The organism is Butyrivibrio sp. AE2032 (assembly GCF_000702965.1).
In genome coordinates, this window is sequence record NZ_JNLF01000003.1 from 12149 (window position 1) to 38716 (window position 26568).

Sequence of the window (26568 nt, forward strand, 5' to 3'; positions counted from 1 at the left end):
AAATCAAAGGTGAAGAATCTTGTAGCTGTCATCCTCTACAAACTCATTGAGGAATCTGTCACTTTCAAATACGTACCACTTGATCAGGTTGTCATCAGGTGTATCCTTAAGCAGCTCTGAGAACTTGGTCCTTGCGATGTAGAAGTCCTTCTCATAGAAGGCATCCAAAGCCTCGTTGTACCTCTGCAGAGTCTGGAGTCTTTCACTTCTTGTTCTTGCAGGATATGCGTCAAGTACTTCGTAAAGCTTTACATTCTCACCTGTAACAGCCTGTCCTGCGTAGCCGATGAATCTCAAAGGTCCCTGAACGTTTTCGCTCTCTCTTACCCTGCCTGTGATAATAAGTCCAAGCTTCTTATCTGTTACAAACTTGCTTATGCGCTGGATAAGATCCTGGTCATTGGAGTGAAGATAAGTTGTAGCCTCATCCTCATTTCCCATTACTCCGAAGTCACATTCATCCTGATAAAGAACTGTGGTGATAATGCTCTTATCAGTAGTCTTAATATTTCTGTTGAAGAGATCCGTAAAGAATCTGACTGTATCTTTTTCCTGATCTCCAAAGAGCATCTGGAATCCGGACAGATCCGGAACCTTTCCAACAACGATACACTGGTGATCCTTTTGGAATTCTCCTATGCTTTCGATAACTGTATCCACTCTCTTGAGCTTCTGACCAAAGGCAAGGTCAAGTGAAACAACTGCTACTGTTCCATAGAGATGAGTCTGGACGCTGCCCTCAACCTCCATGATGGAGTTAAGGCCCAGGAGTCTTTCCACATTCTTAGGAGCAAATCTGTAATAAACTTCCAGGGTTCGCAGCTTAATGTACTCTATCTCATCTATTCTCTTGTGGATCTCCGTAATGGAATCCCACATGTCTTTTACATCTCTTCCAAGAGTTACCGGTCTGTTCGGAAGTTCACCTCCAAGGGCTGTGATTGAAAGGGCATCCTCAAGTACTGCAAGGTCTGCCATATGGAATCTCCAAACAATGACAACAAGCGCGCTTGCCAGTGCAAACACTAATACGAACAAAAGAAATACTGCCCTGTTATCAACAAATACCGAACCATCTGTAGTTGTGGAATTGATGATACCAACCAGTGCATATTCCGGAACCGTAACCCCTTCAGTAATGGCAACTGCTCTGTAATCCTGCCCCTCAATTGTCAGGTCCTGGGCTGTGTACTTCTGACCCTTAAAGATCTTGGTAGGGATATTTGTAATATCCTGACCGTAAACATCAGGTCCGCTCTGACGGTTTCTTCCGCTGCTGCTCATGCAGATCAAATTATCTCTAAGTCTATATACGAATACGTCATAGAAAATGTCATTATTTCCTTCACGACGTGCAAATTCGCACATAACGTTCTTTGCTTCCATATATGTTTCAGAATCGTAGAATGACGAATCTGAATAATCAGTGTTTCCACTTAACCCTGCTTCATCAGCAAGTCCAATAAGGGAAATGGATGCAAATCTTGAGTGCTCCGTAGCTCTTGAATTAAAGTAGTGCTCAGCTATTGTAACGACTCCACCAATAGTGATAACAAGTAGCAGTCCCTCAGCAATGAGCAGGTAGTAAAAAGATCTGTCCCTGTTCTCAAATACCCTGATGATCCAGTAAAGAAGGATGAACCAGATAAGAAGGCAGGCAATGTACCAGATAATGTATGTGGAGTACAGTGTAAAGAGCTGTCCCACTGTGAGCTTCATATCTGTAACCAGAGACTTGATATAGGAATCCACCTTGAAAACTCCGGTGGGTTCATCTGCATCGGAACGAAGGTAAAGCTGGCCTTCCTTATAAAGAGCATCTGAGTAGAATCTTCCGTTGCTGGCTGTCTTTGAACGAACCATCTCAGCCTTAACGTTGTCATCATTGGTTGCATCCGGGTCTCTCAGCTCATCATAGGCTATACAGTTAACCTTCACATAGCTTCCATCCTTAGCAAGAAGGGTCATGAAAAGACCAGTTCCCTCTGCTGAAAAGCCTCCAAGTACTTCTTCTTCCTGACTGGCGAACTTATTGGTGGTGGAAAGAAGGTTCAGCTTTGTATCCAGCTTTATGATCCTGTAAGTAGGAACGCTTACTATGGCATCTTCATCATTGCTCTTTGCGTTTTTCACCTCAGCAAAACCTGAGAGAACTGCATATACATTTCCTTCATACACGGATAGTCCGATGATTCTTGTATCCCCAAGGCTCTTGGAGGTAAACATGCGTGACACATTTCCCTTGCTGTTCATCTTAAACAGGATTCCCTGGCCCTTAATATTCTGACCGTAATAGATATCGCTGCCATCTACTACGTACTGAGAATAGCTGGTGCACTCAATATTTATGGATACCCTGTTCATCAGAACAGAAAAAATAAACAGAGAAATGGTAAAACTAAGTATGTATAGAATAATGGTTATTCTTCTTTGTAAACTCATCTGAGCCATCTTCTAAAGCCCCCTGCTCTACTTCTACTGCAACAAACTTTCCGTTCCAATCTGCTTAAAGGTGTTAAATAAGAGTCTGAACCAGGAATTACCTCCAAATAAGAATCTTGATAATATGATACTTAGTGCAAACACTGCCAGTATCAGGCTTATCCAGAAAAGAACACCTATGATTGCGTCTGCATTTCTTTTGATCCACAGCTTGATCAAAAACCATGGTGTGATCTTTTTCTTGGTAACCGCGGCAATTGTGATGTCCCTGTAAAGGTCTGTGAATCTGTGATAACTGCCATTTGCGATCTTCTTATCAAGAAGATAAAAGCTGGTAGCTTTCTGTCCTGACTTTGGTCTAAGGAGCTCTAATAGGATCTTTGCACAGATATCTGTACACTCAGCCTCGCTGATATTTGGATCCAGATCCTTAAGGTCCATTTCATACCCCAAAAAGACCGAACCATCATTAGACAGATTCAGCATTCCCCTGTTAAGGAGCAAATATAAAATTGGATATGGGAGGTCTGACGTTATGCATGAAAGAATTACATTTATGCATATATCTTCACACTGAGAAAGTGTCAGAGACTCCCCCTCATAAAAATCGGCTAAAGGTCTTTCCTTGTGATAAGGGAAAACCAAAACATGCTTGTCGGCTACTGCAAAATCATCAACAAGGCTCTCTTCCCCGCGCCTGTTCGAAAGCTTAAAAAGCTCTAAGACCTTTCGAACCACCTCGTGCTGATGAACTACTATTACCGTGTATAATATTCCCCCTGAAGAAGCCAGGTCTCTGCAGATATAGCAGTCATTGACCTCTCCTATACTTTTGGTAGCAACCGGCAGAAGCTGCATTTTGTCGGATTCGTAGATCATTTACTAATCCTCTCAAAGGTTGATTTCCGGCATCTTAACGATAGGTTCCTTTTCCTGTTCTTCTATGCTTCCTGCATCTTCTGATGTTGCAGTAGACTTAACGATTGCATAAGCATAAGTGCAAACCATAGGCATATCTGAGCAGTAAATACGGATCTCATATACACCTTCCTTGGAAGGAGCTGTGTAAACACCATCCGTGGTGACTTCGCCACTTCCGGGAGCTGTAAGCTCGTAGGTTATGCTGCAGGCATCCATGTTGTTAAACTGCACACCGAAGTAGTAGTTCTCTCTCGGTCTCATAACAACGGTAGGAGTCTTGGCTGTAATTGACTTGCCGTAGTAATCTGCTGCTTCCAGTTCCTCTCCTGAAGGGAACTTGATAGCTACCCATCTGTAGGTAAGTACCAGGAAGTCAACGTCACGAAGAAGTCTTGCTGCTACAACAAAGCTTCCCTTGTCGTTCAAAACTCTAACTGCTGTCTCTGCATCAACCAGCTGCTGTGCCTGTCTTGAGAACAGCTCAGGATTACCGTAAACAGTACTCTTTGCACTTGCTCCAAGGGCCTGGTCCTGTGAAAGATACTCATAGCCGATGGATACATATACATTTCCGGAACCAAGACCATGGGTGATCTCACCTGAATATCTGATATCACCGGTTCTTGCATCTCTTCCAAGAGGGATTTCAAGAACGCCTGTTGCTACATTCTTAAGTTCTGCGTAGGTAGGCTCAACAATTGGAGCTGCATCAGCTCTCACTGCTGCGTCACCCTTCTTATCCTCAATATCAGCTTCCTTGTGGAAGAATTCCATATATTCATTCTTGATGCCATTCTGGCCGGGAAGCTCAATGTAAGGGTTCTTCTTAACTTCTTTTACATTCTCAATAACGTAGGCGCTGTCTGTTCTCATCAGGTCGATGTCGGCAAGCTTAATGGACTGCTCGTTAACTGCCTGTCTCATCTCCAGTGAGAGTTTTCCTGTCTCACGTCTGATAAGTGATGTAGGAGATTCTTCTGATAAGCGCACCTTAAGAGCAAAGCTGCTTTCAACTGAAATAGCCTTGTCATCCTCAAATCCTGAAGCTGATCCACTTCTAAGGATAATATTAGACTCTATTCCGGCCTGATTCTGGACCTTCATCCACAGGTCTTTTTCATAAATTCCATCTGTATCCAGCTGGATATCATCAATTGCGATCTCAATCTGCTGAGAACCGTCAGGAGCTGAGAATCCGGGTATATCAAGGATGCCCTGATAGGAAAGCTTAACGTCTTCAGTTCCGATCTTTCTGATCTCAACCTTAGCCTTTACATTTCTTCCCTTGCAGACAGTTGTAGGCATTACAAGAGTTCCTTCAAAGTTTGCGCCTCTAAAGAGTGTCTCCCTCTGAATGAATTCAGTTTCCAGCTCGAAGCCTTCATCATATTCTTCTTTGTCTACCAGGAACACCTCAAAGCCTTCGCTTATACGGTTAAACTCATATTCCTGGTCGGATTCCTTGTGACTTACGGCATATACAGAATGTATATCCGTCTCCTTGAAACGGACGCAAAGACAGACTTTGTCGCTTGTAAGCTGATCAAAGCCCTCAATTGCAGAAAGCTTTTTAACTAAGGAAGAATCAATTATGATCTCCCTTCCGCTTCCATCAATCGCTACACCACTTTCAATGAGGATTGACAGATCATCCAGATTGACAACTCCACATCCGCACACAATACCAGCTCCATACATGAGTGAATTCATGAAGCGCAACTTGTTGATGTGGTAGCTCTGCTCTGCTTGGAAATCTGCTGTAGTAAGCATTTTCCCTGGATAGTAGCGATTTCTCTCGAATGGATAAACCTGACTGCTGGCCATTTTGATACCCCCTGTAAAGTATGAAAATAAAATATGAAATTATATTTATTCCAATTTTATCAGAATAGCGTCTATAATAAGTATAAGGGTGAATGTGTACCTAGTGGGTGACGTTGTGTAACATTTTATAAAAATTTTATAAAAAGGGTAAAAGTTTTGGAAAAATCGTTTACAGAAAATCTAAAATATTACAGGCAAATGCAGGGAATATCCCAAAGAGAGCTGGCTGAAAGAATGAATGTAGATCGTTCTACCATAGCTCACTGGGAAAACGGAGACAGAACACCTTCCTATTCGGATCTTGGACTTCTTGCGGAAATCTTAGAGACTGAGGTGTCAGCTCTTTTAACCGCTTCTCCGAATACCGGAAGGGATATCATCATAGTGGTTGATGATGAGGAGATAGCGTTAAAGGGTGCAATGTCCGTTCTTCTAACGGTAGCCCCCAACTCAGAGATAAGAGGCTTTAGCAGGATATCTGACGCTATCGCCTTTGTAAAACAGAATGCCGAATCTGTTTCTGTGGCCTTTCTTGACATCGAGATAGGAACCAACAGCGGACTTAAGCTAAGCGAGACCCTACACGAAATAAGTCCCAAAACTAAGCTTATCTTTCTGACCAGTTTCCCGGACTATGCTTTAAGCGCCTGGGACACAGAGGCAGTATCCTTTATTCTTAAGCCACTTAAAGTTGATTCAGCCAAGAAAGTTTTGGAGAAGGTATCAGTACAATGACAATTTTTATGGCAATCTTTGGAATAGCAATATCAGTATGCGGAATAGTTATGGGTATAACAGGGCTGACCTTTTCCCTGTTCATGCACAGAACCTCTGCAAGGTTCAAAAGATTTTTCAAATACTACTATATAGCTCTTATTTTATACGGAGCGTTCGGGCTTACAACCGGGATTCTTTTGGGATTACCGCCTGAGGGCTTAAGGCTCTTTTCCATGGGGGCATTGTTTTTGGAATATCTCCTGTCCTCCGTTACACCTTTGCTGTTTACACTATTTCTTGTGACTCACTTCAAGAACGAAGAAAAATCTGAGCTGTATCTTCCTATATCAATAGGTCTGTGGTCTGCTTATGTGCTTCTGCTTGCAATGGCCCAGTTTACGATACTTTTCTATTCAGTAGACTCAAATAATCACTTTGATAGGGGTGCGCTCTACCCTGCCCTTCTTGTTCCGATCCTGCTCATATCTTTGGTGAACTTCATTGCCGTTATTAATAAGAAAAAGCTCCTTTCCGGAAAAGAGCTATGGATCTTTGCATGCAGCTCTCTGATTCCCATTGCATGCGCAGGGCTTCAGATGATCTATGAGCATATTCCTGTGATCCTTTTGGGAAGCGCACTTTGCGGCTATTTAATGCTGCTCTATCAGATTCAGGATCAGAAAGAGAAATTTGAAAAAGAGACTGAAAAAGTTGCAAGACAGCAGATCTCAATAATGACTTTGCAGATGAGGCCACATTTCATTTTCAATACCCTGACCAGTATCTACTACATCATCGGATCAGATCCTGCCAAAGCCCAGGACACCATCGAGAATTTCACTTCATACCTGAGGCAGAATTTCACTCTTGTTGCCCAGGAGGGTCTCATAGATTTTGATCAGGAGCTCGAGCATACAAAGGCATATCTTGCAGTAGAAAAAGTCAGATATGAGAAGCTCCTGTTTGTGGACTACGACATAACCTGTCATAGCTTTGCTCTTCCACCTCTGACTCTTCAGCCAATAGTGGAAAATGCTGTTAAGCACGGAGTGGATCCTGAGCTTAATCCCATGCATCTTCTCATAAAGACCTTCAAGAATCCGAGAGGTTATTATATTGTTGTTGAGGATAATGGTCCGGGCTACGATGAATCCGCGCCTTCAACTGACCAGAAAGGCCATATTGGCCTTAAGAACGTAAGATACCGCCTAGGGTCCATCTGCAACGGAACACTTACCATTGCCAAAGGTGATCAGGGCGGCACAAAGGCTACTATATTTATTCCGGCTAATATCGATAAGGCAAACTAAAAAAAGACAAACAATTAGGGCAGAAGCTTCATCCACATTACCTGCTTCTGCCCTTATGCCGAGTACTCATCAAATTCTATTACTATTCCGTCCAAGGGACCTACCTCCAATTCTCAGCCTCATCTTTCCATTCACCTTTTGCATTCAGATGCTGTGGTTGCAAGTTGTTGATATTGTCATAACCACTTTGATCATGTACCGGAAGTGCTGTCGTTCTGTTTCGTAATTCTTTCTAACTTCGTAATATTCAGATCTTCGTTATTCGATCTGTATTTCTTTTCTTTCTCTTTCTTTTGAACTTAGAACTTAATTACTTCTTTTAATACTTTTCTTTATAAATCTAAAAATTTAGTATGCTGGTGGTCCGTACCATCCTTTCCCTGAATATTTTAATTACCTATCCCTTTGGAGTGTACCTGCCTTTCTTTCTCCCCGGCTCTGTTTGTTCTATATACCGACTGGAGAAGTAATTGGATATCTTATAAGTATCTCTTGATGTTTTCATTATATTCATGGCCATATAATTTGTCAATACATTTTTAAAAAAATAATTAATTATTTTGATTATAGTGTCATAATTGTATTATTTTCTGTTATTTATTCTAATTGTATATTCATTTCACACAATTACGGCAATTATTTTTCCAGTAAAATAGGGGCTGTCACAGTTAGGACAGCCCCATAATAATTCCCAATTTATTAAATTGTTTCAAAAAATCAATCAAGTGGATACTTATCTGTAAGCTCTTTTATGATGGCGCGAGCTTCGTCGTTCTTCTCACCCTTGTTCTTGATAACGATGGCGATAGCCTCAGCGATCTTGTCCATATCCTCAGTGTTCATGCCTCTTGTAGTAACAGCAGGTGTTCCAAGACGGATTCCACTGGTTACGAATGGAGACTGCTGCTCGTTAGGAATGGTGTTCTTGTTGGCTGTGATGTGAGCATCGTCAAGCCATGCCTCTACTTCTTTTCCTGTAAGACCGAAGTTTGTAAGGTCGATCAGCATCAGGTGGTTGTCTGTTCCGCCGGATACGATCTTGATGCCACGGTTCATAAGTCCTTCGCAAAGAGCCTTTGCATTGTCAACGATGTTCTGGGCATATACCTTGAAGTCAGGAGAAAGAGCTTCCTTAAAGCAGATAGCCTTAGCTGCAACAACGTGCTCCAAAGGGCCACCCTGTATTCCAGGGAATACTGCCTTATTGAACTTGTACTTATCCTGAGCTGCCTGATTCCAGAGGATAAGTCCTCCTCTTGGTCCGCGAAGGGTCTTGTGAGTTGTTGTGGTTACAACATCTGCATATGGGAATGGGCTTGGGTGAAGGCCTGCTGCTACAAGACCTGCGATATGAGCCATATCTACCATAAGAACTGCGCCACATGCATCAGCTGCTTCTCTGAACTTCGCAAAGTCGATGGTTCTGCAGTAAGCAGATGCTCCGGCAATGATGAGCTTAGGCTTATGCTCCTTTGCCAGCTTTAACATATTGTCATAATCAAGGATTCCGTTCTCATCTACACCGTAAGGAACGATGTTGTAGTATGTACCTGAGATGTTGGCTGAACTGCCGTGTGTTAAATGTCCGCCCTGCTCAAGATCCATACCCATGATAGTATCTCCGGGCTGAAGAAGTGCAAACTGTACTGCAAGATTTGCCTGAGCGCCTGAATGTGGCTGAACGTTAGCGTAGTCGCAGTGGAAAAGCTCTTTTGCCCTGTCTCTTGCAATGTTCTCTACCTTGTCTACTACGTAGCAACCGCCGTAATATCTTTTACCCGGAAGGCCCTCTGCATACTTGTTGGTGAGTGGACTTCCCATTGCAGACATAACTGCCTTGCTGGTCCAGTTCTCTGATGCAATGAGCTCGATGTGGTCGTTCTGACGAGCTACCTCTTCCTCAATAAGGGAAGCAATTTCCGGGTCAACTTTCCTGACTTCTTCTAAAGAATACATTTCCCATCCTCCTGATCAACAAACCTTTTTCGCATTTCACAATTTAATGTGTTAAAGCAACATTGGGGTTATAGTATCATACTCTCCTTTAAATTTCTACCCCGTTTTTTACAAATTTTATATGTCATTTGTGCTATACTGTTCCATGTGAACTACAGGCGCTTTGTCGTCTATTATGGGGAGGTTCAGAATGTACTACTGCATCGTTAACCCCTCTGCCCGTTCAGGCAAGGGAAAAGAAATATGGATGAAACTGGAGGAGAAATTCAAGGAGTCAGGTCTTGAATTCAGGGCGGTTTTCACAAAAGGCCCCGGACATGCTACTGAGCTTGCCAGATCCATCACCACAAAAGAAGTAAATAAGGAAGAACTTCCTTTTAAAATTGTTGTGCTGGGTGGCGATGGCACTTTAAATGAAGTAATGAACGGAATCGCCGATTTTGATAATGCACTGGTAGGTTATGTGCCCATCGGATCCTCTAATGATTTTGCCAGAGATCTTTCCTATCCAAAAAAGGTTGATGACATCCTTCACAAGATTATAGAGGGCAAGGAAGTTCGCGCTCTGGACCTTGGGAAGCTTACTTATAATAATATGACAAAGCCTATGTCCAGGCTTCATGATGAAACCATTTCAAATACCAGGATATTTGATGTAAGTTCCGGAATTGGTTTTGACGCAGCTGTCTGCGAAGAGGCCCTTTCTTCAGGCACTAAGAATTTCTTTAATAAGATCGGTCTAGGAAAGCTCACCTACGGTTCTATTGCCATAAGACAGCTTCTTGGAGCAGAAAGAGTTCCCTGCGATATTACAGTAGATGATGGGGAGCCCATTCACTTTAATCGTTTCATCTTCATCGCTGCCATGATCCATCATTTCGAAGGCGGCGGCTTTAAGTTTGCACCTAAAGCCGACCTTACCGATGGTATGTTTGATCTGGTCTATGCAGGAGATATGCCTTCAGCAAGAATGCTCCTTGCTCTCCCCTGCTCCTTTATTGGTCACTACTTCTGGATCAAGGGAATCGGACATCACGTGGCTAAAAAGATCAACATCAAGACCGACGTTCCCATGTGGGTACACACTGATGGTGAAGTTTCCGTCAAGTCAGACGATATTACATGGGAGTGCTTGCAGGGAAAATTAAGACTCATGACCTGACAAATCAGATCCAGCTTATTGTCAGGATCTTTGAAAAACCAGTGACATTAAATATATCCTTAATCTCTGTAGAAGCCCCTTTAATAACCACCGCGTTATCCTTTTTCATTATCTTTTGTGCAGCCAAAAGCACTCGTAGGCCGGCTGATGAGATATACTCCAGCTCACTGAAATCAAAGGTCAGCTTGTTTACTCCGTCTAATGACTTTAAAAGCTTTTCCTCCAGCTCAGGAGCCGCATTTCTGTCAAGGCGTCCCTGGAGAATTACTGTCAGATGATCACCGATATGTTTCTTAGTTATATGCAGCATAATCTACCTCCGTGCGATGCTCTGCCCTTAACAGATTAATTGTATAATTTTAAACGTTAAACCGCAATATACAAACCTAAAGCTCTTTTCTCTATCTCTTCAATCAGATCATTACCAAGTTTTCCAAGAGCATCAAAATCCATGGCACGGATGTAGTGCCGTTCTAGGTCATCGTGTTTTTCTTTTGCACGAAGTAGCATCTGTCTGGATTCTTCATAGAGCTCTTCTATACGAGAGACATTAGCGCGAAGTAGCTGCTCGTATGCTTGTTTCTCCATCCCGTTATAAAAGTCTTCGCATCTGATAGACGAGACATTTTCGTATTTTGAATGGGTCAGAGGATTATATGAGATAATGGCCGTGCTGATCTCTTCAATAAGCAGATGCTCTCTGACCGTGTCTCCAAACAAAAGACATGGAGACATTTTTACATCCATTCCATTTCTGGTGGCTTCTTTTACGACAATACTGATAAAAAGATCTGCAGCTGCGAAGTACGGATCCTCCAATAGGAAGACTTTGGAATAGAGGCCAATGGTATCATACATGGTCATGTAGCCATTTCTTGTCATGGCTGAAAGTTGTCTTATGCTCTCTTTACCCTCTTTGGGTGTTCCGGCAGAAAAGACCTTTTCGCAAAACGCCCTGGCGCTATCTTCAACCTTTTCCTTATCCAGAAAGCGCTTTGCGCAGCTATACACCTCTGCACATAGTTCCCCAAGGGCATTGTTCCTTATCCTGACGTTCTCAGCACAGGACTTGTATAGGTCCGTGGCAGCAATAATCTTCTCCCGGTCCTTCGCCATCACAGATTCATCCCAGAACTGCCCCAGGTTTATTATCTTTTGGCAGGCTCCCGGATATTTAGGCTCAAAAACATGGGGCGCAGTGCCATCCACAATTATTATCTTAGATTCGCAAAGCTGAACTGCATCAAAAGAATCCGGATCTGAAGAACAGTAATACTCTATTACCTTCTCCCTCTTGGAAAAGTGCTCTGCCACCTTTCTCATAAGAGAAGATTTCCCCGTTCCCGGTCCGCCTTTTAGTATATATGTAAAGTATTTAGGGTCATCCACCACCTTACGAAGCGCTGTAGTAAAGCCTGAAGGTGTCATGCCACCTAGAAAGAACTTCTGATTCATCTTTCCCTCTCTGCTATTATTGAAAGCGGTACCTCAAACCAACTGTTCATAGAAGTTAGCAAGTCCGGCTTTCTCAACACGGTTCTGAATTTCTGCAACATCTGTGGTATACAGATTTCTTTCCTTCATCATCTCAAAGAAAGCGCCTCCGGCAAAAGTAAATCTGTCCTTATATTCCTTTTTATTGACGAACTGATTGTGAGAATGTGCTATGATAAGGCCCACTGCCAGGCTCTCAGGCAGGGTAACAAGTTCAAGTCCTTTAGCACATCTGACTGCATTGTGTCCAGCAAGTGCTCCCGTAACAACAGCCTCAGTATGTCCAATAAGGGGTGCTCCCTTTTCGCCTCCGCAAAAGAGATTTCTCGCTCCCTGGGCAAGCATTGTATCATCGCAGGGTGCAACAGCAAGATACCTTATGGAATTACCACGACCTGCTGAGTAAGGATCAATATATTCTGCCTTCTCCATGCCCGGGATCTTCCTTAGTTTCTCCAAAGGATAATAGCTAGTCATGAGCTTTGCGCTGCCAGTATCAAGCAAAATTATATTTTCGCTGTATTCCTTAAGGGCATACTGTTTACATGCCTTCTGCCCCAGCTTGTCGTAGTTAATATCTTCTGATGGAACCTTTACTATAGCAACACCGGTGCTATCTAATTGCTTCCGGATGTCTTCACTTAGTGAACTTTTGTGTATCTTACAGGCACCTGAAAAAACTCCCGGAGTGCCGTCAGCTCTTTTGCCAACAAGGTCCTTAATGCCTGCCTTGGCTGTGATGCTGACTCTTGGGCCAAAGGTGGGACATCTCTGGATGCACATTGAGCAACCATTTCCGTACTTAAGGCAGTTGCCCATTGGACCTGATGAACCTGTGGCATCTACAAATGCATCGCCGTCTATTCTGGTCCCATCATGAAGAGTAACAGACAGAAGCACACCATCTTTGCACTGGGCATCATCCACATGAGACTCTGTCATAAGCTCTATTTCAAAATCCTGGACAACCTTCCTGACACAGGGCTCAATCTTATTTACGTTGTACAGGGAAGCATGTGAATGACCGGGAAACTCCACGTTTGTGTGCTGAGCACATTTATCCATGGCATCAAAAAGCTCCCCTGCTCCTAAGGCTTTCATTTCCTCTAAAGCAGTGTATCTTCCGTTATTCCTGAAAATCCCGCCTGCATTTCCTGCCCCCAGGATCAGATCTGTTTTCTCGATTAGAGTAACCTCTGCCCCGGCTTTTTTCGCGCAAACAGCTGCTGATACTCCGGCCCATCCGGCACCTATAACAACGACTTTGCTCATATCCGCCATGACTCCTTTTTTCTTGATCAAACAAGTATCTTACTGTATTCATATACGTCCATCTGCTCTTTGCACAAATGAACAATTCGCTTTGCATCTGCATTTCTGGTGCAGGCTCCGCAGATTCCTTCACCGCAGCACATATGGGTGTTGTTTATGCAGGAAAGGGCCACTTTTCTCTCGCTGGAAGTTTCTATGTGGCCTATAATTTTTTTCAACAGATAGTCCGAGACTCCCAAATGGATCAGGCCCACATCATCCTTGATTGCATCATCTATGACCCGGCAAAGTTTCGGAGAAATGTTCCCTTCAGGATCCAAAAAGGATATCTCATTGGCATCCAGCTCATACAGATCCTTTGCCACCCGAATAAGATTCCTGCTAAATGATCCTCCGTCGAGATAAATTTCCACCTGGTTGTTATTCTTTTTAAGCTCAAAAATAGCGTGAAGTGACGGGAATAATCCGATTCCACGGCATATGACAAGAGCCTTGCCATCCCGTAGGCGGGATATCGGTCCAAGCCCCTGAATGCCGTTTAGATATGGCCCTCGAAGAAATATGGTATCCCCTGCTTTCAGGTCCCTGAAGCACTTTGTCTTAACTCCCTGAAGCTGTATCATCAGCTCAATGGAATCGTGATATATATCCTCATACAAAACTGATATAGGGACATCATAAAATGTATTTTCATAAACCCTGACAAACACGAAAGAGCCCAGATTTACGAAGTCTTTAACATGTCCGTCGGGAATACTGACCCTTATGAGTTTGGTTACATCATCATAAATCGTCTCATATGTTACGGTACACTTCATGATGTGGTGCTGATCTTTTGCTCTGCCACCATTATTCTTAAGTTCCTGAAGGACGCAAAAACTTACTGTATCCGAGCAGTTACAAAAGTCCTCTCCACTGCACATGGAGCACACAATGCAATGTCCGCTTTCTGCCAGGACACAGGGACAGGTTTCAGATGCATAATTAGAACACTTGGTATAAACCTTCACTATGAGCTTACTCCTTCTTATTTGCAGACTTCCATTTTCATTATACAATTAAAAGAGGTATTGATTAATCGATAATTATGTTTCAATATTAAGGATTACTTTCTTTTGTGACAGGACAAACTCTGTTCTCTTTTCAACCACATCCCTGCAGTAATCCAGGGTCTTTTGCATCTTACCAACCATTTCTTTAAGTCCCTCTCTAACCTCTTCTTCCTCAGTTACAGCGGACAAAACAAATGCTTTAGAGGTGGTCTTCATGGATTTTACAGCATAGAGCTTTTTGTTCTCCCTGAAGTCTTTTTCCGTTACAGACATATCCAAGTCATAAAGAATAACCGGATTTCGACTTGCTACAACATCTATCTCATCAGCGATTCGTAAGAGAGCCGCAAGATACGGAAGACATACTGTATTGCCGTTAGGAAGCTTATAAGCTGCAGGGTATTCTTTTTCATCGTACAGGTCTGTCTTGCGATGTCCTCTGGCAATCTGTTTGATGGCAAAGGCATACTCCGGAGAGGGAAGATCATAAAGCTCGGCATATTTGTCTATATACAAACCGCTTAGCTCATTATGGAAATCTCTTATAAAATCACTCTTTTCCGCCTTCGGATGCTTTTTAAAATATTCATCGGAATCAAGTTGGTCCTTAAACACTTCATAATCTTCATCTCTGATGGACATACCAACATCATGCAGATAGGCGGCCATAAGAAGGATGTATATCTCATCCCTGTTAAGTTTCTCCAGCTGTTTCGTTCCTATAAGGCGGTTGCAACTATCAAGTAACGTCATGCTGTGAAGAACCGTATGGTCGGTAAAGCCCGGATATAACTCCTGATACCTGGGCAAAATCCTCTGAAGAAGATAGACTGCGTCTCGAAAACTTTTATGGAGCACCGTATCCTGCTGCGCCAGAGTCTTTTCAAGAATAAAATCCGTCTCTTCAAGCTGGCCCAGGTTGCTTTCCAGAATAGTTATGGTAAGGACATTAAGCCCAAGAATGTACTGGTAGTTCACGTCATCTGCAACATTGTAAACTGTCCGGATCTCTATATTGTCGAAGGGGTCTTCACTTTCCCCCGCTATCTGAGCAAGCTCTTTGGGATCTAAAGGCCTGCTATCAGCTTTAATCCTAAGCACTATCCCTTCGTCAGTACACAGTATAAGGGCACTGATGGTATGCTTCTTTTTATCTTCCTCAAATCCGCATTCCATGATCTTTCCTGCAATTTCCTCAAGACACAGGGCAGAATAGTATGAAGCTCTTCTCTCAATATTATGGCCGTCACAAAACTCCTGAACCATTGATGAAGCAATTGCCAGTTCTTCATTATCATGGACAGGAATCCATAGCGAATCCTCCGGTGATACTCCAAAGTCAGGATCAAAGAACAGGAAATCGTCCATTGATCCCGGAAGGCGCTTTAATTGCATCAAACGATATATCGGCACAAGAAAGATTGTAATTATCGTCCCTATAGGGATAGAAATCCATACCCCAAGAGCTCCCATTAGCGGAGCCAGTATCAAAGCAGGGACCACAACGCCGATAAGCCCATAAGAGACAGACAGGACGTTGACGATCATGTTATGCCCCATGGCCTGAAGATAGTTGGATTCAACCTTACATATAAGTATGAATGGAATACACAGCGAGTAGATCACAAAGAGCTGACAAGCCATATGATAAACTCCCGCATTCCTGTCAGGGAAGAAAAGAGCTGCAAGAAACGGCGAAATAATCAGTATGACAAGAGTGATGATAACTGAAAGTGCCATGACCTTAGTGGCCAGGATACGAAAGAGCTGTCGTATGGAATCCCTGTCCTCTTCTCCTGCAAATACACTGACAAGCATACGGACCACTGCGCCATTGCCAATACAAAAAGCCAGAAGAACACCACTGATAATGTTATAGGCTGACATTGCAGAAAGCGCATCACTTCCTGAATAATGAAGTAATATCCTGTTTATCACAAGCCCACGGACAGCGATACAAAATATTACCAGTGCTCCGGGAAAACCAATTTTCAGAAGATTTCCTGTAAGATTCCATAGGATCTTCTTTATCCCAAAATGAAGCTGTGCCTTCCTGGTGCAATAGAAAGGCGCGAGTATAAGGAAATATATGATGTTACTCAATGATGTGGCAAGGGCAAGTCCGAAAATCCCATAATTGAGTATCCCCACCAGCAGAATATCCAGAAGGATATTCGAAAGTATCATTCCGACAATACCTGCATAGCCTCGTCTGTCCTGTCTCTCGAGCTGCAAAAACATGGCAATCTGCTGGGCAAAGAGCATAGGAAGGATACCAAAAGCATACCCGAAAATATAAGTAGTAAGGTCATGTTGTAACAGATCAGTTGCTCCAAGAAGCGAAGCAACCTGTCCCGGAAAGATAAGGCTAACAAGAGCAAGAAATGCACCTGCTATAAAAGTCAGCGCCATATCCAACGAAAAAACGCCTTCTGTCTTTCCGATGTCACCCCTGCCCATAAATTTTCCACAAAGTACCGCAGACCCACCAAGAAGAACTGATCCGGATGCATCAATGATATTAACAATAGGATAATACAGTCCCACAACTCCTACTGCTGACGCACCGATAAAACGGCCGGCCATTACTCCGTCCACAATGGTATTAACAGCTCCCATTGCAATGATCATGATCTGAACAGGCAGAATATTAAAATACAGCTTTGATATCATTTGATTTGTCTGCACATGTTGTCTGCTGGCCATCGTTATCACCCTCCGAATCAGACTACTCAGATGTATAGGCTATAATTACTGCTGAATATTTAAGAGGTCGGTAAATCGGGTCTCATTAAATATTTCCATTACTGTTTCATTAGCATTCCTGATCACCATGGTTCCCTGTTTATCCATGATCTGCTGCGCAGCCAGAAACTGCCTGAGTCCCGCAGAGGATGTATACTCCAGGTCCTTAAGATCAAAAATTAGTTCTGTTATACCAGAAAGCTCACTGTCTACAACTATTTCCAAATCCCTGGCAGTTACAGCATTTATCTTCCCTTCGACTGCAATGGTAAGCTTAGAACCTTCTTTTTCTCGTCTTATTTCCATGAACACCCCTCCTGGAATATTTTTGTCTTTATCACTGTATCCCGTTGAACTTAAGGCAAAGCATTGTAGTATCATCAAACTGCTCTGCTCCCTTTACAAACTCTGAAATGCCATCCTTTACATTTTCAATTACTTCCTTAGGAGCAGCATCAGGTTCGCGATTCAAAATCTCTATCATCCTATCTGCACCAAGCAGCTCTTCTTTTTCGTTATTAGCCTCCGGAACGCCGTCTGTATAGAGAAACAGCGTATCTCCCCGGCCAACTGTAAATTCTCCTGATACGAATTCAACATCCTCTCTGGCTGCAAGTGGCACTGAATGTTCATCCTTATAAAGCTCAAATAGACCTCCGGCTCTTCTGATGACCGGATATTCATGACCGGCATTGACATAAACAAGTCTTCCGGACTCCAGGTCAAGAATTCCAAGCCACGCAGTAACAAACATGTAGGCCCGGTTCACCTCCATCAGTTTTCTGTTCACCACATCAAAAATCACTGCAGGATCCTGAAGCCCCTGCTCTGTCTGGCTCCTGATCATGGTCTTGGTGACCACCATAAAGAGCGCTGCAGAAACTCCTTTGTCTGAAACATCGGCGATCACCATAGCCAGGTGAGTATCATCTACCATAAAGAAATCATAAAGGTCTCCGCCTACCTCAAGTGCTGGTTCCATGGAAGCATACAGGTCATATTCCGTCCTATCTGGAAATTCATCCGGAAGCATGCCCATCTGTATTCTGGTAGCAATGGAAAGCTCTGCATCCATCCGCTCCTGTACAGCAGTGATCTCCCTCATCTTTATGATGGAATCCTTTATATCTGCCTCCATCACCGTCATGCTCTTCCACAGATCTTCTATCTCATCAGCAGTTTCGATTCTGAGAGGCTCATACACAGAAGGTGTCTCTTTTGCCAGATTCACTTTATCCATCTGTGTATATTCCCTTGCAGCCGTAGACAATGAAATAAGATGGGTGATGATATCCTTCTTAAGCATCTTTGCAAACAAGACAGCGAACAGCACTACCAACAAAACCGCAAGTGGTATCAGGATCAAAAGAAAACTTAGCATCGTCTGAAGAAAATCATTCATATCCAGGTCCACCACCGCATATCCAAGAAATTCTCCATTCTGACCGTAGATTGCCTCTGCATCTGACCCAATCCACCCGTAAACATCATCATGGGTGATTGCAAGACGCCATTGGGAATTCACTATTATTTCAGTCTCATGAACATCAACGTCTGTCCACTGTCCCGGCAAATATGCCCATTCATCCTCGTCTCCATCTACAACATATACCACACGGCTATTTTCTATATCCTGGAACATCAAAAACACATTTCGCCGTTTCGAATTCTCACGGAATTTAACCAGTATATCCCTGGCAGCATCGAAATCATCATCCACCAGAGGTCTGAAAGCATTGTCAAATTCATCAGAGCTTTGGTCTTCAAGGACTTTCTCAGGAAGGCTATAATATATTCTTTGAGTCTCCCGAAAGATCTTCTCTATATACGCGCTGTCCTGAAGCGCCATCATACTGTCAAGGAGATGATCAGCCTCTTCCTTATAATGGCGCAGTGAGGAATAAGTGTGCAATAAAATCCCAACTGTACTTCCAACCAGTATAATGATCAGTGACCAGACCAGAATGATCCTAAAGGCCTTTGTTTGGAGCGAAACATATCTCTCTTCTTGGTCTTTTTTATATCCCATTCTATTCCTCGTAAAAATATTATCTTCAATACGTAAACTATCTCACCTTCAATTATACCTGTTTAATGGTACAAAGACATCCTTTTGGGCAAAAAAAGACTCCGTATCTAACGATACGGAGTTGGTTATTTATTTCTTAAGCTTTCCCGTCTCTCTTTTCTTATGAGGCATCTCTAAAGCTTCCTTAATGGTCATTTTCTGGCTCATAATGTCTTCCATATATTTCTGCATGGCTTCCATGTCAAAGGGCTCTCTTCTTCCACCTGCGACCTCATCAAGTTCCTCTGGGCTAAGTATTTCTTTTTCAATCTTAGGATCTTTGTTCATTGCTTCAGCTCCTTTCATTTTACTTATCGTAACTATTTATACGAAAGAAACATCACTTATGGCAATTATTTTTATCAGTTGTAACGAACTGCCACTCTCGCTTCCTGGCGAACACAAAAGCCCTCCAGAATAGTTGTGTGATAGAAAACAATGTAGAAGATAATAGCCATTATGAAGGCCGTAATAACGTCGTATACTGAGTGCTGCTTAATGAACAGTGTTGAAAGGATAATGGAGATCCCAATGAAATCACTTATCACCTTGCCAACACGATTAAATCTCTTACTGCGATGGATAGCGATCATGGTTCCGATAGAGTTGTAAACATGAATGCTTGGCCAAAGGTTCGTAGAAGTATCGCGGCTGTAAATAATACCTACAAGACTTGTAAAAACGTTATCTCTCGGGAAAACTGCAGGCCTTAAAAGGTGCATGTTCGGAAACAGTGTTGAAACCACAAGGAAAACTGTCATTCCTGCAGCCAGGAAGAAGAAGTTCTTGTAATAGTCCTCCACATCAAAAGAAAACAGAAGGAACAACAATGTGACCGAAACATATAAAAACCACATGTAGTACGGGATAACAAATATCTCATTGAATGGGATAAGGTCATCAACCCTGGTATGGATTATTGAGTAATGAGAAAAGGTATGCTTCTCAAGAGCAATAAACCATATAAAATAAATAGGTGCGTAAATCATGATCGGTGTAGCCAGGGTCAGAAGATCTCTGAACAGGTCACGGTTTACTTCTCTTCCCGTCCATTTTTCATAAATCTTTTTCATAACAAATCCTCATAACTTATGCCAAAACAAGTTGTCTAGTCTAACAATCAAAACTTATTCTAGCACTTCAAAAACACATGTAAATATTCAACATTTACATATTCTGACACTTTTATGAGGATTATTTGTGATAATACACGGATTTGATGGCATTTTACACTGATTTATTAAAAAAACATAAAAAAATTATCAATTAAAGTGGAAAATCTTCTGAAGCAGCTTGTAGCCTGCAAGAGTGATCTTCCTGCCACCTTTTCCGGGAAGGTAAATATATGTTCCCTCAATACTGTATCTGATCTTGATATACAGCAGATAGTTCTTTTCCTTAATGTAGTTGAGAAGGGCCTTTCTCTTCTCCAGATTCTCCTTGGTGTCCTCAGTGATAAGGAGAACAGAGGAAATAGCTGTGATGATCTCCAGGTAGTTGAACATATACTTATGGCGCTCGCGCTGTGAGCGGATCATACCATAGTTCTCTACATAGTAGTCTACCATCAGCTTGTTGACCTTCAGCTGCTGATCAATGCGGGAAAGCATGATCTTCTGGTTAACTGACTGGTCTTCTCTTCCAATGTAATAATAGTAAAAGTTAACATCCAGATAATACATGTTCTTAACAAAAGGAAGTGGGTTAAAAACATAGATATTATCAACGTAGAAGGTGTGCTCAGGTAGCTTAAGTCCGCACTGTCTAAGGAGTTTGGTCCTGTAGATGGCAGAATGCATAAGAAGATAGTGTCCCTTAGGAGTTCTCTTTACATCCTTCCAGGTGAAAAGCTGCTCAATTGGGAACATGGTGTTGTAGCGCATAACCTTGTGACGCTTCTCGCCAACCTTGTTGTAAACGAAGTTGCTGATAAGAAGATCCAGCTGTTTTTCTCCGCCAGCCAGCTCACTCAGCGTGCTGAGGATCTTTCTGTAGGCGATTTCCTTTACCCAGTCGTCAGAGTCAACGACCTTGAAGAAAAGACCTGTTGCATTCTCTATACCTGCATTGACAGCTGAACCGTGGCCTCCGTTGGGCTTATGGATTGCTTTGCATATAGTTGGGTACTTCTGAGCGTACTCATCAGCAATCTTTGCAGTATTATCCTTTGAACCATCATCTACGATGAGGATCTCGACCTCTTCACCACCCACAAGCAGTGAATCGATACATTTTGACATATAATCCTGGGAATTGTAGCATGGTACGGCAATTGACAGTAATTTCATTACACTTAACTCCTTAACTTCTTTTAATTATCTTAATCTGGTACTCTCGTACTTTTCCATAGTGGTGAGGCAATTGCGAAGGTCGTTGAATCTGTCGTAAACATCCCCTTCGTTTATAACAACCCCAAGGTCCATGGCCATAATATCAATCATATCATTTGTTATCACAGGACGGAGCTTGGATAAAATGTCATTCTTATCCACAGCAAGATCCGCATCCATAAACTCAATAACAAGTGGATTTAAATTAAGCTCCTGTGCTTCCTCATCCACAGTCTTGCTCATGACAGCTGACTGTTTTGGAGGTGTCTTATCAAGTTTAAAGCCTGCAAGGATTGAAGAGGTCTTCTCAGATTTCACCTGGTTATCATTTGCTGGGCGCTTCTCAGGTCTTACAATCCTGGAGTCGTCTGCCTTCTGGGGCATCACAGTTCTGGAATCATCTGCTCTTTCCTGCGGATCAAATTTCTTTGCTTCTCCGACAGCATTTCCTGCCTCCAGGCCACTCTCTACCTTCTCGAATCTCATCTTCTGTGGGGCATCAGGATACTTGGTCCTGTCCACCTCAGACATAAACATGTCTAATGGCCTTACGTAAGTCTTGTAATCTCCGTAAAGTGCCTGATAAACTACCTTTTCTTCCCTGGTCTCGGAATCGATGGCGGTTGTAATGATCTGGTACAGATTCCCCTTAAAATGTCTGTACAGTTCCTGTGGTCTTGGTTTTTCTCTCATAGATTATTCCCCTCTTTTTATGACCGATGGTCAGGTCACACATTTCTATAGTATATGCTAACGCACCAATGTTTTCAATTCTGTATTACCGGCTCTCATCCTGCCTTGCCAACGCTGGTACAACCGATTATTACCATCTCTACACTGATGATATAGTCAAGCTTGCCCTTCTTAACAGCTTCATCGTTGGAGGCACACAGCTCTAAAGCTCCCCTTAGCTGTTCAAAGGAATACTTTCTTGCCCAGCCCTGGTACTTTCCCACAAGGAATGGTGCTATCTTCAGGGCACTTGCTATCTCTGCACTGCTGCGGCGATTATCAGTCATCTCTTTTATCTGGAGCATGATGTTAAACTGCCTTGTGATCAGCGCCAGTATCTTGGCAGGAGGTTCCTTAAGTGCCAGAAGATCATAATACAGCTCCATGGCCTTTGTCTGGTCCTGGGAAGAAATAGCATCTGTCATGGCAAATATCCTACCGGTAAGGTAATTGGCGCAGACAGCATCAATATCCTCCTCGGTTATGGCATTTCTGGCTATGCAATAGCAAATAAGCTTTTCAATTTCAGTTGCTATGTTTGACATATCGGTGCCTACACGGTCTATGAGAACAGCCTGTGCTCTCGGCGAAATGTCTTTTCCCTCGGATGCCACCCTGGACCTGATCCACTTCTTTAGAAGTTCCTCGTCCTGAGCAGAACACTCCATCTCGAAACCGATCTTTAAAAGAGCCTTGTAGATGTCTTTTCTCTTATCAACCTCTTTCTCCACAAAGATAAAAAGCGTAGTCTCGGAAGGCGCTTTAAGATAATCCGCCAGTTCCGGACATCCGGCCTTGAAAAAGCCGCTGTTCTCCACAAGGATCACCCTTCTATCCGACAAAAATGGCATGGTCTCCGCCATATCTATCACTTCAGTGGGAGAAATATTGTCTCCCTCATACTTATTAAAATTCATTGAATTAGCGCTTCCGCCAAGGGCCTTAACGAGCTTGTCCCTGTTCTGGAGCCTAAGATACGCCTCATCTCCGTATATCAGGTAGCAGGGCTTAAAATTACCTGATGCCACATCCTCATTAAGTTGCCTTTGTTTAGCGGGAAAATCGCTGGTCTTAGCTGCCATTTATAACTCACCTCGCCTTCTATGTTAACATATCTTTAAGTTTTTTTGATATACTAAATGAGCTTCAATTATTAACTTTCAGATGGGGAGAAACACAAAATGTTGATTCATGGACTTCAGAAAATGACGCTTTTGGACTATCCGGAGCATGTGGCCTGTACCGTATTCCTTTCAGGCTGCGATTTCAGATGCCCCTACTGCCATAATTTTGAACTGGTAGATGGCAGTGCAAGTCCCATTATGAGCGAAGATGAATTCTTTGGTTTCCTTGATAAGCGCCACGGCCTCTTAGACGGAGTTGCCATCACCGGCGGAGAGCCTCTGATGCGCCCTGATCTTGCTTCATTTATCAAGAAGATACGGGAAATGGGCTACCTCATAAAGCTTGACACCAACGGCTATCATCCCGACCGGTTAAAAGAGCTTTTGGAAGAAAACCTGCTGGATTACATCGCCATGGATATAAAGAACTCTTTAGAGAAATATCCGACAACTATCGGTTTATCGGATATCAACATTTCTCTTATAAAAGATAGCATTTCTCTCATTATGGGCAGTGGCGTGGATTACGAATTCAGAACAACTGTAATTAAAGAGTTTCACGAAAAAGATGATTTCGAAAAGATAGGGGCCACAATTTGTGGTGCCAAAAGATACTTTCTGCAACAATTTGTAGAAAGAGATACAGTACCTGATTGTTCCTTAAGCGCTCCAAGTGCCGAAGATATGGAGCTTTTCCTTCAGGCTGCCAGGATCCATGTTAAAAATGCCCAGATCCGGGGATTGTAATTTAGCTGTGAAACCACTACATATTGTGTTTTTGTTTTTTCGTTTATCTATATATTGACATTTAGCTTTTGCTATGCTATTCTTTATTTACACCGAACAAAACCTTTTTGAGCTGCCAAGCGCAGCTCTTGTTTTAACTTATAAAGTATTTTGAAGGGGGATTACATATGTATCAGGTAGTAAAACGTGACGGAACTGTTGCTGAGTTCAACATTTCCAAGATTTCTTCTGCGATCACTAAGGCGTTCGTAGCTTTAGAGAAGGATTACCATTCTAGTGTTATTGATCTTATCGCTCTGAGGGTAGCTTCAGATTTCGAGAGTAAGGTAAAGGATGGCAAGATCACTGTAGAAGAGATTCAGGACAGTGTTGAGAAGGTACTTTCCGAAGCTGGATACACAGATGTCTCCAAGGCATATATTCTTTATCGTAAGCAGCGTGAGAAGGTTCGTAACGTAAACTCTGCTCTCCTTAATTATAAGGATATCGTTGACGACTATCTTAAGATCAACGACTGGAGAGTTAAGGAGAATTCAACAGTAACCTACTCCGTTGGCGGACTTATCCTTTCCAATTCAGGAGCTATCACAGCTAATTACTGGCTTTCAGAGGTTTATGACGACGAGATTGCAAACGCTCACAGAAGCGCTGCTATCCACATCCATGACCTTTCAATGCTGACAGGTTACTGCGCTGGATGGAGTCTTAAACAGCTTATCCAGGAGGGTCTTGGTGGAATCCCAGGCAAGATCACATCATCTCCTGCAAGCCACCTCTCTACTCTCTGCAACCAGATGGTAAACTTCCTTGGAATCATGCAGAACGAGTGGGCAGGCGCTCAGGCTTTCTCATCCTTTGACACATATCTTGCTCCTTTCGTAAGAGTAGATAATCTTTCCTATAAGGAAGTTAAGCAGTGCATTCAGTCCTTTGTTTATGGCGTAAATACTCCTAGCCGTTGGGGTACACAGGCTCCATTCTCAAACATCACTTTAGACTGGACTGTACCAAACGACCTTAAGAACCTTAACTGTATTGTAGGCGGAAAAGAGCTCGACTTCACTTATGGTGATTGTCAGCACGAGATGGATATGGTCAACAAGGCATTCATCGAGATCATGATCGAGGGTGATGCCAATGGACGTGGCTTCCAGTATCCTATCCCTACATATTCAATAACAAACGATTTTGATTGGAGCGAGACAGAGAACAACAAGCTCCTGTTCGAAATGACAGCTAAGTATGGTACTCCATACTTCTCAAATTACATCAACTCAGATATGGAACCTTCAGATGTTCGTTCCATGTGCTGCAGACTTCGTCTTGACCTTAGAGAACTTAGAAAGAAATCCGGCGGATTCTTCGGTTCCGGCGAGTCAACAGGATCAATCGGTGTTGTTACCATTGATATGCCTCGTATCGCATATCTTTCAAAGGATGCTGATGACTTCTACAAGAGACTTGATCACCTTATGGATATCGCTGCAAGAAGTCTTCATACAAAGAGACAGGTTATCACCAAGCTCCTTGATCAGGGTCTTTACCCTTACACCAAGAGATACCTTGGTTCCTTCTCAAACCACTTCTCAACTATCGGCCTTATCGGCATGAACGAAGTGGGACTTAATGCAAACTGGATCCAGGCAGACATGACAGACAAGAGAACTCAGGAATTCTCCAAGGACGTTCTTAACCACATGAGAGAGCGTCTTGGTGAGTATCAGGTTATGTATGATGGAGAGCTGTTCAACCTTGAGGCTACTCCTGCTGAGTCCACAACCTACAGATTTGCTAAGCATGATAAAGAACTTTACCCTGATATCATCACAGCTAACATGAACGGAACTCCTTACTACACCAACTCATCTCACCTTCCTGTTGGTTACACTGAGGATATCTTCTCCGCTCTTGATATTCAGGACGAGCTTCAGACTCTTTATACATCAGGAACTGTATTCCATGCATTCCTTGGTGAGAAGCTTCCTGACTGGAAGGCTGCAGCTACTTTAGTTAGAAAGATTGCTGAAAACTACAAGCTTCCATACTACACAATCTCTCCTACTTACTCAGTATGTAAGGAGCACGGATACCTTACAGGCGAGCAGGCTGTTTGCCCTCACTGCGGAGCTAAGACTGAGGTTTACAGCCGTATCACAGGCTACTACCGCCCTGTTGCTAACTGGAATGATGGAAAGGCTCAGGAGTACAAGGATAGAAAGGTTTACAACATCGGTACTTCCAAGCTCACACATGAAGGTCCAAAGGAAGTAAGCTTTGTAGAAGCAGCTGTTAAGAAGTCCAACACAGATGCTAAAAACAGCATTGATAACATCAACGATAACACAGTAATGCTCTTCAAGACCCAGACCTGCCCTAACTGCAAGATCGCAGGAAACCTTCTTGATAAGGCTGGTGTTGAGTACAAGATACTTGATGCAAATGAGAATCCTGATCTTGTTGAGAAGTTCGGAATCATGCAGGCTCCAACACTGGTTATCGCTTCCGGTGATAAATTTGAAAAGGTTCTCGGAGTTTCGGACATTAAGTCCTGGATCCAGAACTCACAGGTATCATAACTATCGGTTCATAACGCGTGAATAGCTAGCCATCACGTCGTCTCCTAAATAAAATGACTCCCAGCCTCATTTAGGCTGGGAGTCATTTTATATGCA

Annotated in this window: 21 protein-coding genes; 5 read left to right on the forward strand and 16 right to left on the reverse strand. The window is 42.9% G+C overall.

The window, feature by feature from the left end; genetic code table 11:
* Window positions 1-3: 3 nt before the first annotated feature.
* From BO18_RS01860 to BO18_RS01870, 3 genes are read right to left on the reverse strand one after another with little or no spacing between them, the layout of a single operon-like run.
* Window positions 4-2451, reverse strand: coding sequence for a hypothetical protein (locus BO18_RS01860; protein ID WP_034443095.1), 2448 nt, complete (start codon window positions 2449-2451; stop codon window positions 4-6).
* Window positions 2452-2475: 24 nt separating this feature from the next.
* Entirely contained in the window at window positions 2476-3321 is an 846-nt protein-coding gene (locus tag BO18_RS01865; RefSeq protein ID WP_034443097.1) for a hypothetical protein, read from the reverse strand.
* 12 nt (window positions 3322-3333) lie between these two features.
* Entirely contained in the window at window positions 3334-5187 is a 1854-nt protein-coding gene (locus tag BO18_RS01870; RefSeq protein ID WP_034443100.1) for a hypothetical protein, read from the reverse strand.
* Between the two features lie 156 nt (window positions 5188-5343).
* On the opposite strand from BO18_RS01870, the gene BO18_RS32295 reads away from it, so the two are divergent.
* Together BO18_RS32295 and BO18_RS01880 are read left to right on the forward strand one after the other, a co-directional pair.
* Window positions 5344-5922: a helix-turn-helix domain-containing protein gene (locus tag BO18_RS32295; RefSeq protein ID WP_185752319.1), complete on the forward strand. Its 579-nt coding sequence runs from the start codon at window positions 5344-5346 to the stop codon at window positions 5920-5922.
* Window positions 5919-7214 carry a sensor histidine kinase gene (locus tag BO18_RS01880; protein WP_034443103.1) on the forward strand — a complete coding sequence of 432 codons (1296 nt, stop codon included), beginning with the start codon at window positions 5919-5921 and terminating at the stop codon, window positions 7212-7214. Before BO18_RS32295 ends, BO18_RS01880 begins: the two co-directional genes overlap by 4 nt.
* Before the next feature lie 717 nt (window positions 7215-7931).
* On the opposite strand, the gene glyA is transcribed toward BO18_RS01880, so the two are convergent.
* Entirely contained in the window at window positions 7932-9170 is a 1239-nt protein-coding gene (glyA, locus tag BO18_RS01885; protein WP_034443106.1) for a serine hydroxymethyltransferase, read from the reverse strand.
* A gap of 190 nt (window positions 9171-9360) precedes the next feature.
* On the opposite strand from glyA, the gene BO18_RS01890 reads away from it, so the two are divergent.
* Entirely contained in the window at window positions 9361-10332 is a 972-nt protein-coding gene (locus tag BO18_RS01890) for a diacylglycerol/lipid kinase family protein (protein ID WP_034443109.1), read from the forward strand.
* A gap of 4 nt (window positions 10333-10336) precedes the next feature.
* Here BO18_RS01890 and BO18_RS01895 read toward each other — a convergent pair whose 3' ends face one another.
* The 12 genes from BO18_RS01895 to holA form a co-directional block, all read right to left on the reverse strand.
* A complete protein-coding gene (locus tag BO18_RS01895) occupies window positions 10337-10642 on the reverse strand; it encodes an STAS domain-containing protein (RefSeq protein ID WP_051688437.1) in 306 nt (101 codons plus the stop codon).
* A gap of 56 nt (window positions 10643-10698) precedes the next feature.
* Window positions 10699-11787, reverse strand: coding sequence for a hypothetical protein (locus BO18_RS01900; RefSeq protein ID WP_034443112.1), 1089 nt, complete (start codon window positions 11785-11787; stop codon window positions 10699-10701).
* A gap of 33 nt (window positions 11788-11820) precedes the next feature.
* Window positions 11821-13098 (reverse strand): FAD-dependent oxidoreductase, encoded by a 1278-nt coding sequence (locus tag BO18_RS01905; RefSeq protein WP_034443113.1) that lies wholly within the window; start codon window positions 13096-13098, stop codon window positions 11821-11823.
* Between the two features lie 26 nt (window positions 13099-13124).
* Window positions 13125-14108 carry a hypothetical protein gene (locus BO18_RS01910; protein WP_034443116.1) on the reverse strand — a complete coding sequence of 328 codons (984 nt, stop codon included), beginning with the start codon at window positions 14106-14108 and terminating at the stop codon, window positions 13125-13127.
* 75 nt (window positions 14109-14183) lie between these two features.
* Complete coding sequence (locus tag BO18_RS01915; RefSeq protein ID WP_034443120.1) at window positions 14184-16856, reverse strand: HD domain-containing protein; 2673 nt, start codon at window positions 16854-16856, stop codon at window positions 14184-14186.
* Between the two features lie 45 nt (window positions 16857-16901).
* Window positions 16902-17201 (reverse strand): STAS domain-containing protein, encoded by a 300-nt coding sequence (locus BO18_RS01920; RefSeq protein ID WP_034443123.1) that lies wholly within the window; start codon window positions 17199-17201, stop codon window positions 16902-16904.
* Between the two features lie 31 nt (window positions 17202-17232).
* Window positions 17233-18924: a PP2C family protein-serine/threonine phosphatase gene (locus tag BO18_RS01925; RefSeq protein ID WP_051688438.1), complete on the reverse strand. Its 1692-nt coding sequence runs from the start codon at window positions 18922-18924 to the stop codon at window positions 17233-17235.
* Window positions 18925-19053: 129 nt separating this feature from the next.
* Entirely contained in the window at window positions 19054-19251 is a 198-nt protein-coding gene (locus BO18_RS01930; RefSeq protein WP_034443126.1) for a hypothetical protein, read from the reverse strand.
* A gap of 74 nt (window positions 19252-19325) precedes the next feature.
* Window positions 19326-20036: a serine/threonine protein phosphatase gene (locus BO18_RS01935; protein ID WP_051688439.1), complete on the reverse strand. Its 711-nt coding sequence runs from the start codon at window positions 20034-20036 to the stop codon at window positions 19326-19328.
* Between the two features lie 189 nt (window positions 20037-20225).
* Window positions 20226-21251 (reverse strand): glycosyltransferase family 2 protein, encoded by a 1026-nt coding sequence (locus tag BO18_RS01940; RefSeq protein WP_034443130.1) that lies wholly within the window; start codon window positions 21249-21251, stop codon window positions 20226-20228.
* Between the two features lie 27 nt (window positions 21252-21278).
* Window positions 21279-21986, reverse strand: a complete 708-nt coding sequence (locus BO18_RS01945) for a DUF1653 domain-containing protein (protein WP_034443132.1) — start codon at window positions 21984-21986, stop codon at window positions 21279-21281.
* A gap of 95 nt (window positions 21987-22081) precedes the next feature.
* On the reverse strand, window positions 22082-23107 hold the full coding sequence (gene holA, locus BO18_RS01950; protein WP_051688440.1) for a DNA polymerase III subunit delta: 1026 nt from the start codon (window positions 23105-23107) through the stop codon (window positions 22082-22084).
* Between the two features lie 99 nt (window positions 23108-23206).
* Here holA and BO18_RS01955 point away from each other — a divergent pair, with 99 nt between their 5' ends.
* Complete coding sequence (locus BO18_RS01955) at window positions 23207-23896, forward strand: anaerobic ribonucleoside-triphosphate reductase activating protein (protein ID WP_034443135.1); 690 nt, start codon at window positions 23207-23209, stop codon at window positions 23894-23896.
* A 167-nt stretch (window positions 23897-24063) separates the two neighbouring features.
* Window positions 24064-26472, forward strand: a complete 2409-nt coding sequence (locus BO18_RS01960) for a ribonucleoside triphosphate reductase (protein ID WP_034443138.1) — start codon at window positions 24064-24066, stop codon at window positions 26470-26472.
* The last annotated feature ends 96 nt before the right edge of the window (window positions 26473-26568 follow it).

Excerpts from the sequence above, each read along its gene's own strand:
- BO18_RS01940 (WP_034443130.1), bottom strand. The coding sequence starts at position 21,251 with ATGAAATTACTGTCAATTGCCGTACCATGCTACAATTCCCAGGATTAT.
- BO18_RS01935 (WP_051688439.1), bottom strand. The coding sequence starts at position 20,036 with ATGAAAAAGATTTATGAAAAATGGACGGGAAGAGAAGTAAACCGTGAC.
- BO18_RS01905 (WP_034443113.1), bottom strand. The coding sequence starts at position 13,098 with ATGAGCAAAGTCGTTGTTATAGGTGCCGGATGGGCCGGAGTATCAGCA.
- BO18_RS01925 (WP_051688438.1), bottom strand. The coding sequence starts at position 18,924 with ATGGGATATAAAAAAGACCAAGAAGAGAGATATGTTTCGCTCCAAACA.
- BO18_RS01860 (WP_034443095.1), bottom strand. The coding sequence starts at position 2,451 with ATGGCTCAGATGAGTTTACAAAGAAGAATAACCATTATTCTATACATA.
- BO18_RS01890 (WP_034443109.1), top strand. The coding sequence starts at position 9,361 with ATGTACTACTGCATCGTTAACCCCTCTGCCCGTTCAGGCAAGGGAAAA.
- BO18_RS01870 (WP_034443100.1), bottom strand. The coding sequence starts at position 5,187 with ATGGCCAGCAGTCAGGTTTATCCATTCGAGAGAAATCGCTACTATCCA.
- BO18_RS01865 (WP_034443097.1), bottom strand. The coding sequence starts at position 3,321 with ATGATCTACGAATCCGACAAAATGCAGCTTCTGCCGGTTGCTACCAAA.
- BO18_RS01930 (WP_034443126.1), bottom strand. The coding sequence starts at position 19,251 with ATGAACAAAGATCCTAAGATTGAAAAAGAAATACTTAGCCCAGAGGAA.
- BO18_RS01895 (WP_051688437.1), bottom strand. The coding sequence starts at position 10,642 with ATGCTGCATATAACTAAGAAACATATCGGTGATCATCTGACAGTAATT.
- glyA (WP_034443106.1), bottom strand. The coding sequence starts at position 9,170 with ATGTATTCTTTAGAAGAAGTCAGGAAAGTTGACCCGGAAATTGCTTCC.
- holA (WP_051688440.1), bottom strand. The coding sequence starts at position 23,107 with ATGGCAGCTAAGACCAGCGATTTTCCCGCTAAACAAAGGCAACTTAAT.
- BO18_RS01900 (WP_034443112.1), bottom strand. The coding sequence starts at position 11,787 with ATGAATCAGAAGTTCTTTCTAGGTGGCATGACACCTTCAGGCTTTACT.
- BO18_RS01945 (WP_034443132.1), bottom strand. The coding sequence starts at position 21,986 with ATGAGAGAAAAACCAAGACCACAGGAACTGTACAGACATTTTAAGGGG.
- BO18_RS01920 (WP_034443123.1), bottom strand. The coding sequence starts at position 17,201 with ATGGAAATAAGACGAGAAAAAGAAGGTTCTAAGCTTACCATTGCAGTC.
- BO18_RS01955 (WP_034443135.1), top strand. The coding sequence starts at position 23,207 with ATGTTGATTCATGGACTTCAGAAAATGACGCTTTTGGACTATCCGGAG.
- BO18_RS01960 (WP_034443138.1), top strand. The coding sequence starts at position 24,064 with ATGTATCAGGTAGTAAAACGTGACGGAACTGTTGCTGAGTTCAACATT.
- BO18_RS01915 (WP_034443120.1), bottom strand. The coding sequence starts at position 16,856 with ATGGCCAGCAGACAACATGTGCAGACAAATCAAATGATATCAAAGCTG.
- BO18_RS01880 (WP_034443103.1), top strand. The coding sequence starts at position 5,919 with ATGACAATTTTTATGGCAATCTTTGGAATAGCAATATCAGTATGCGGA.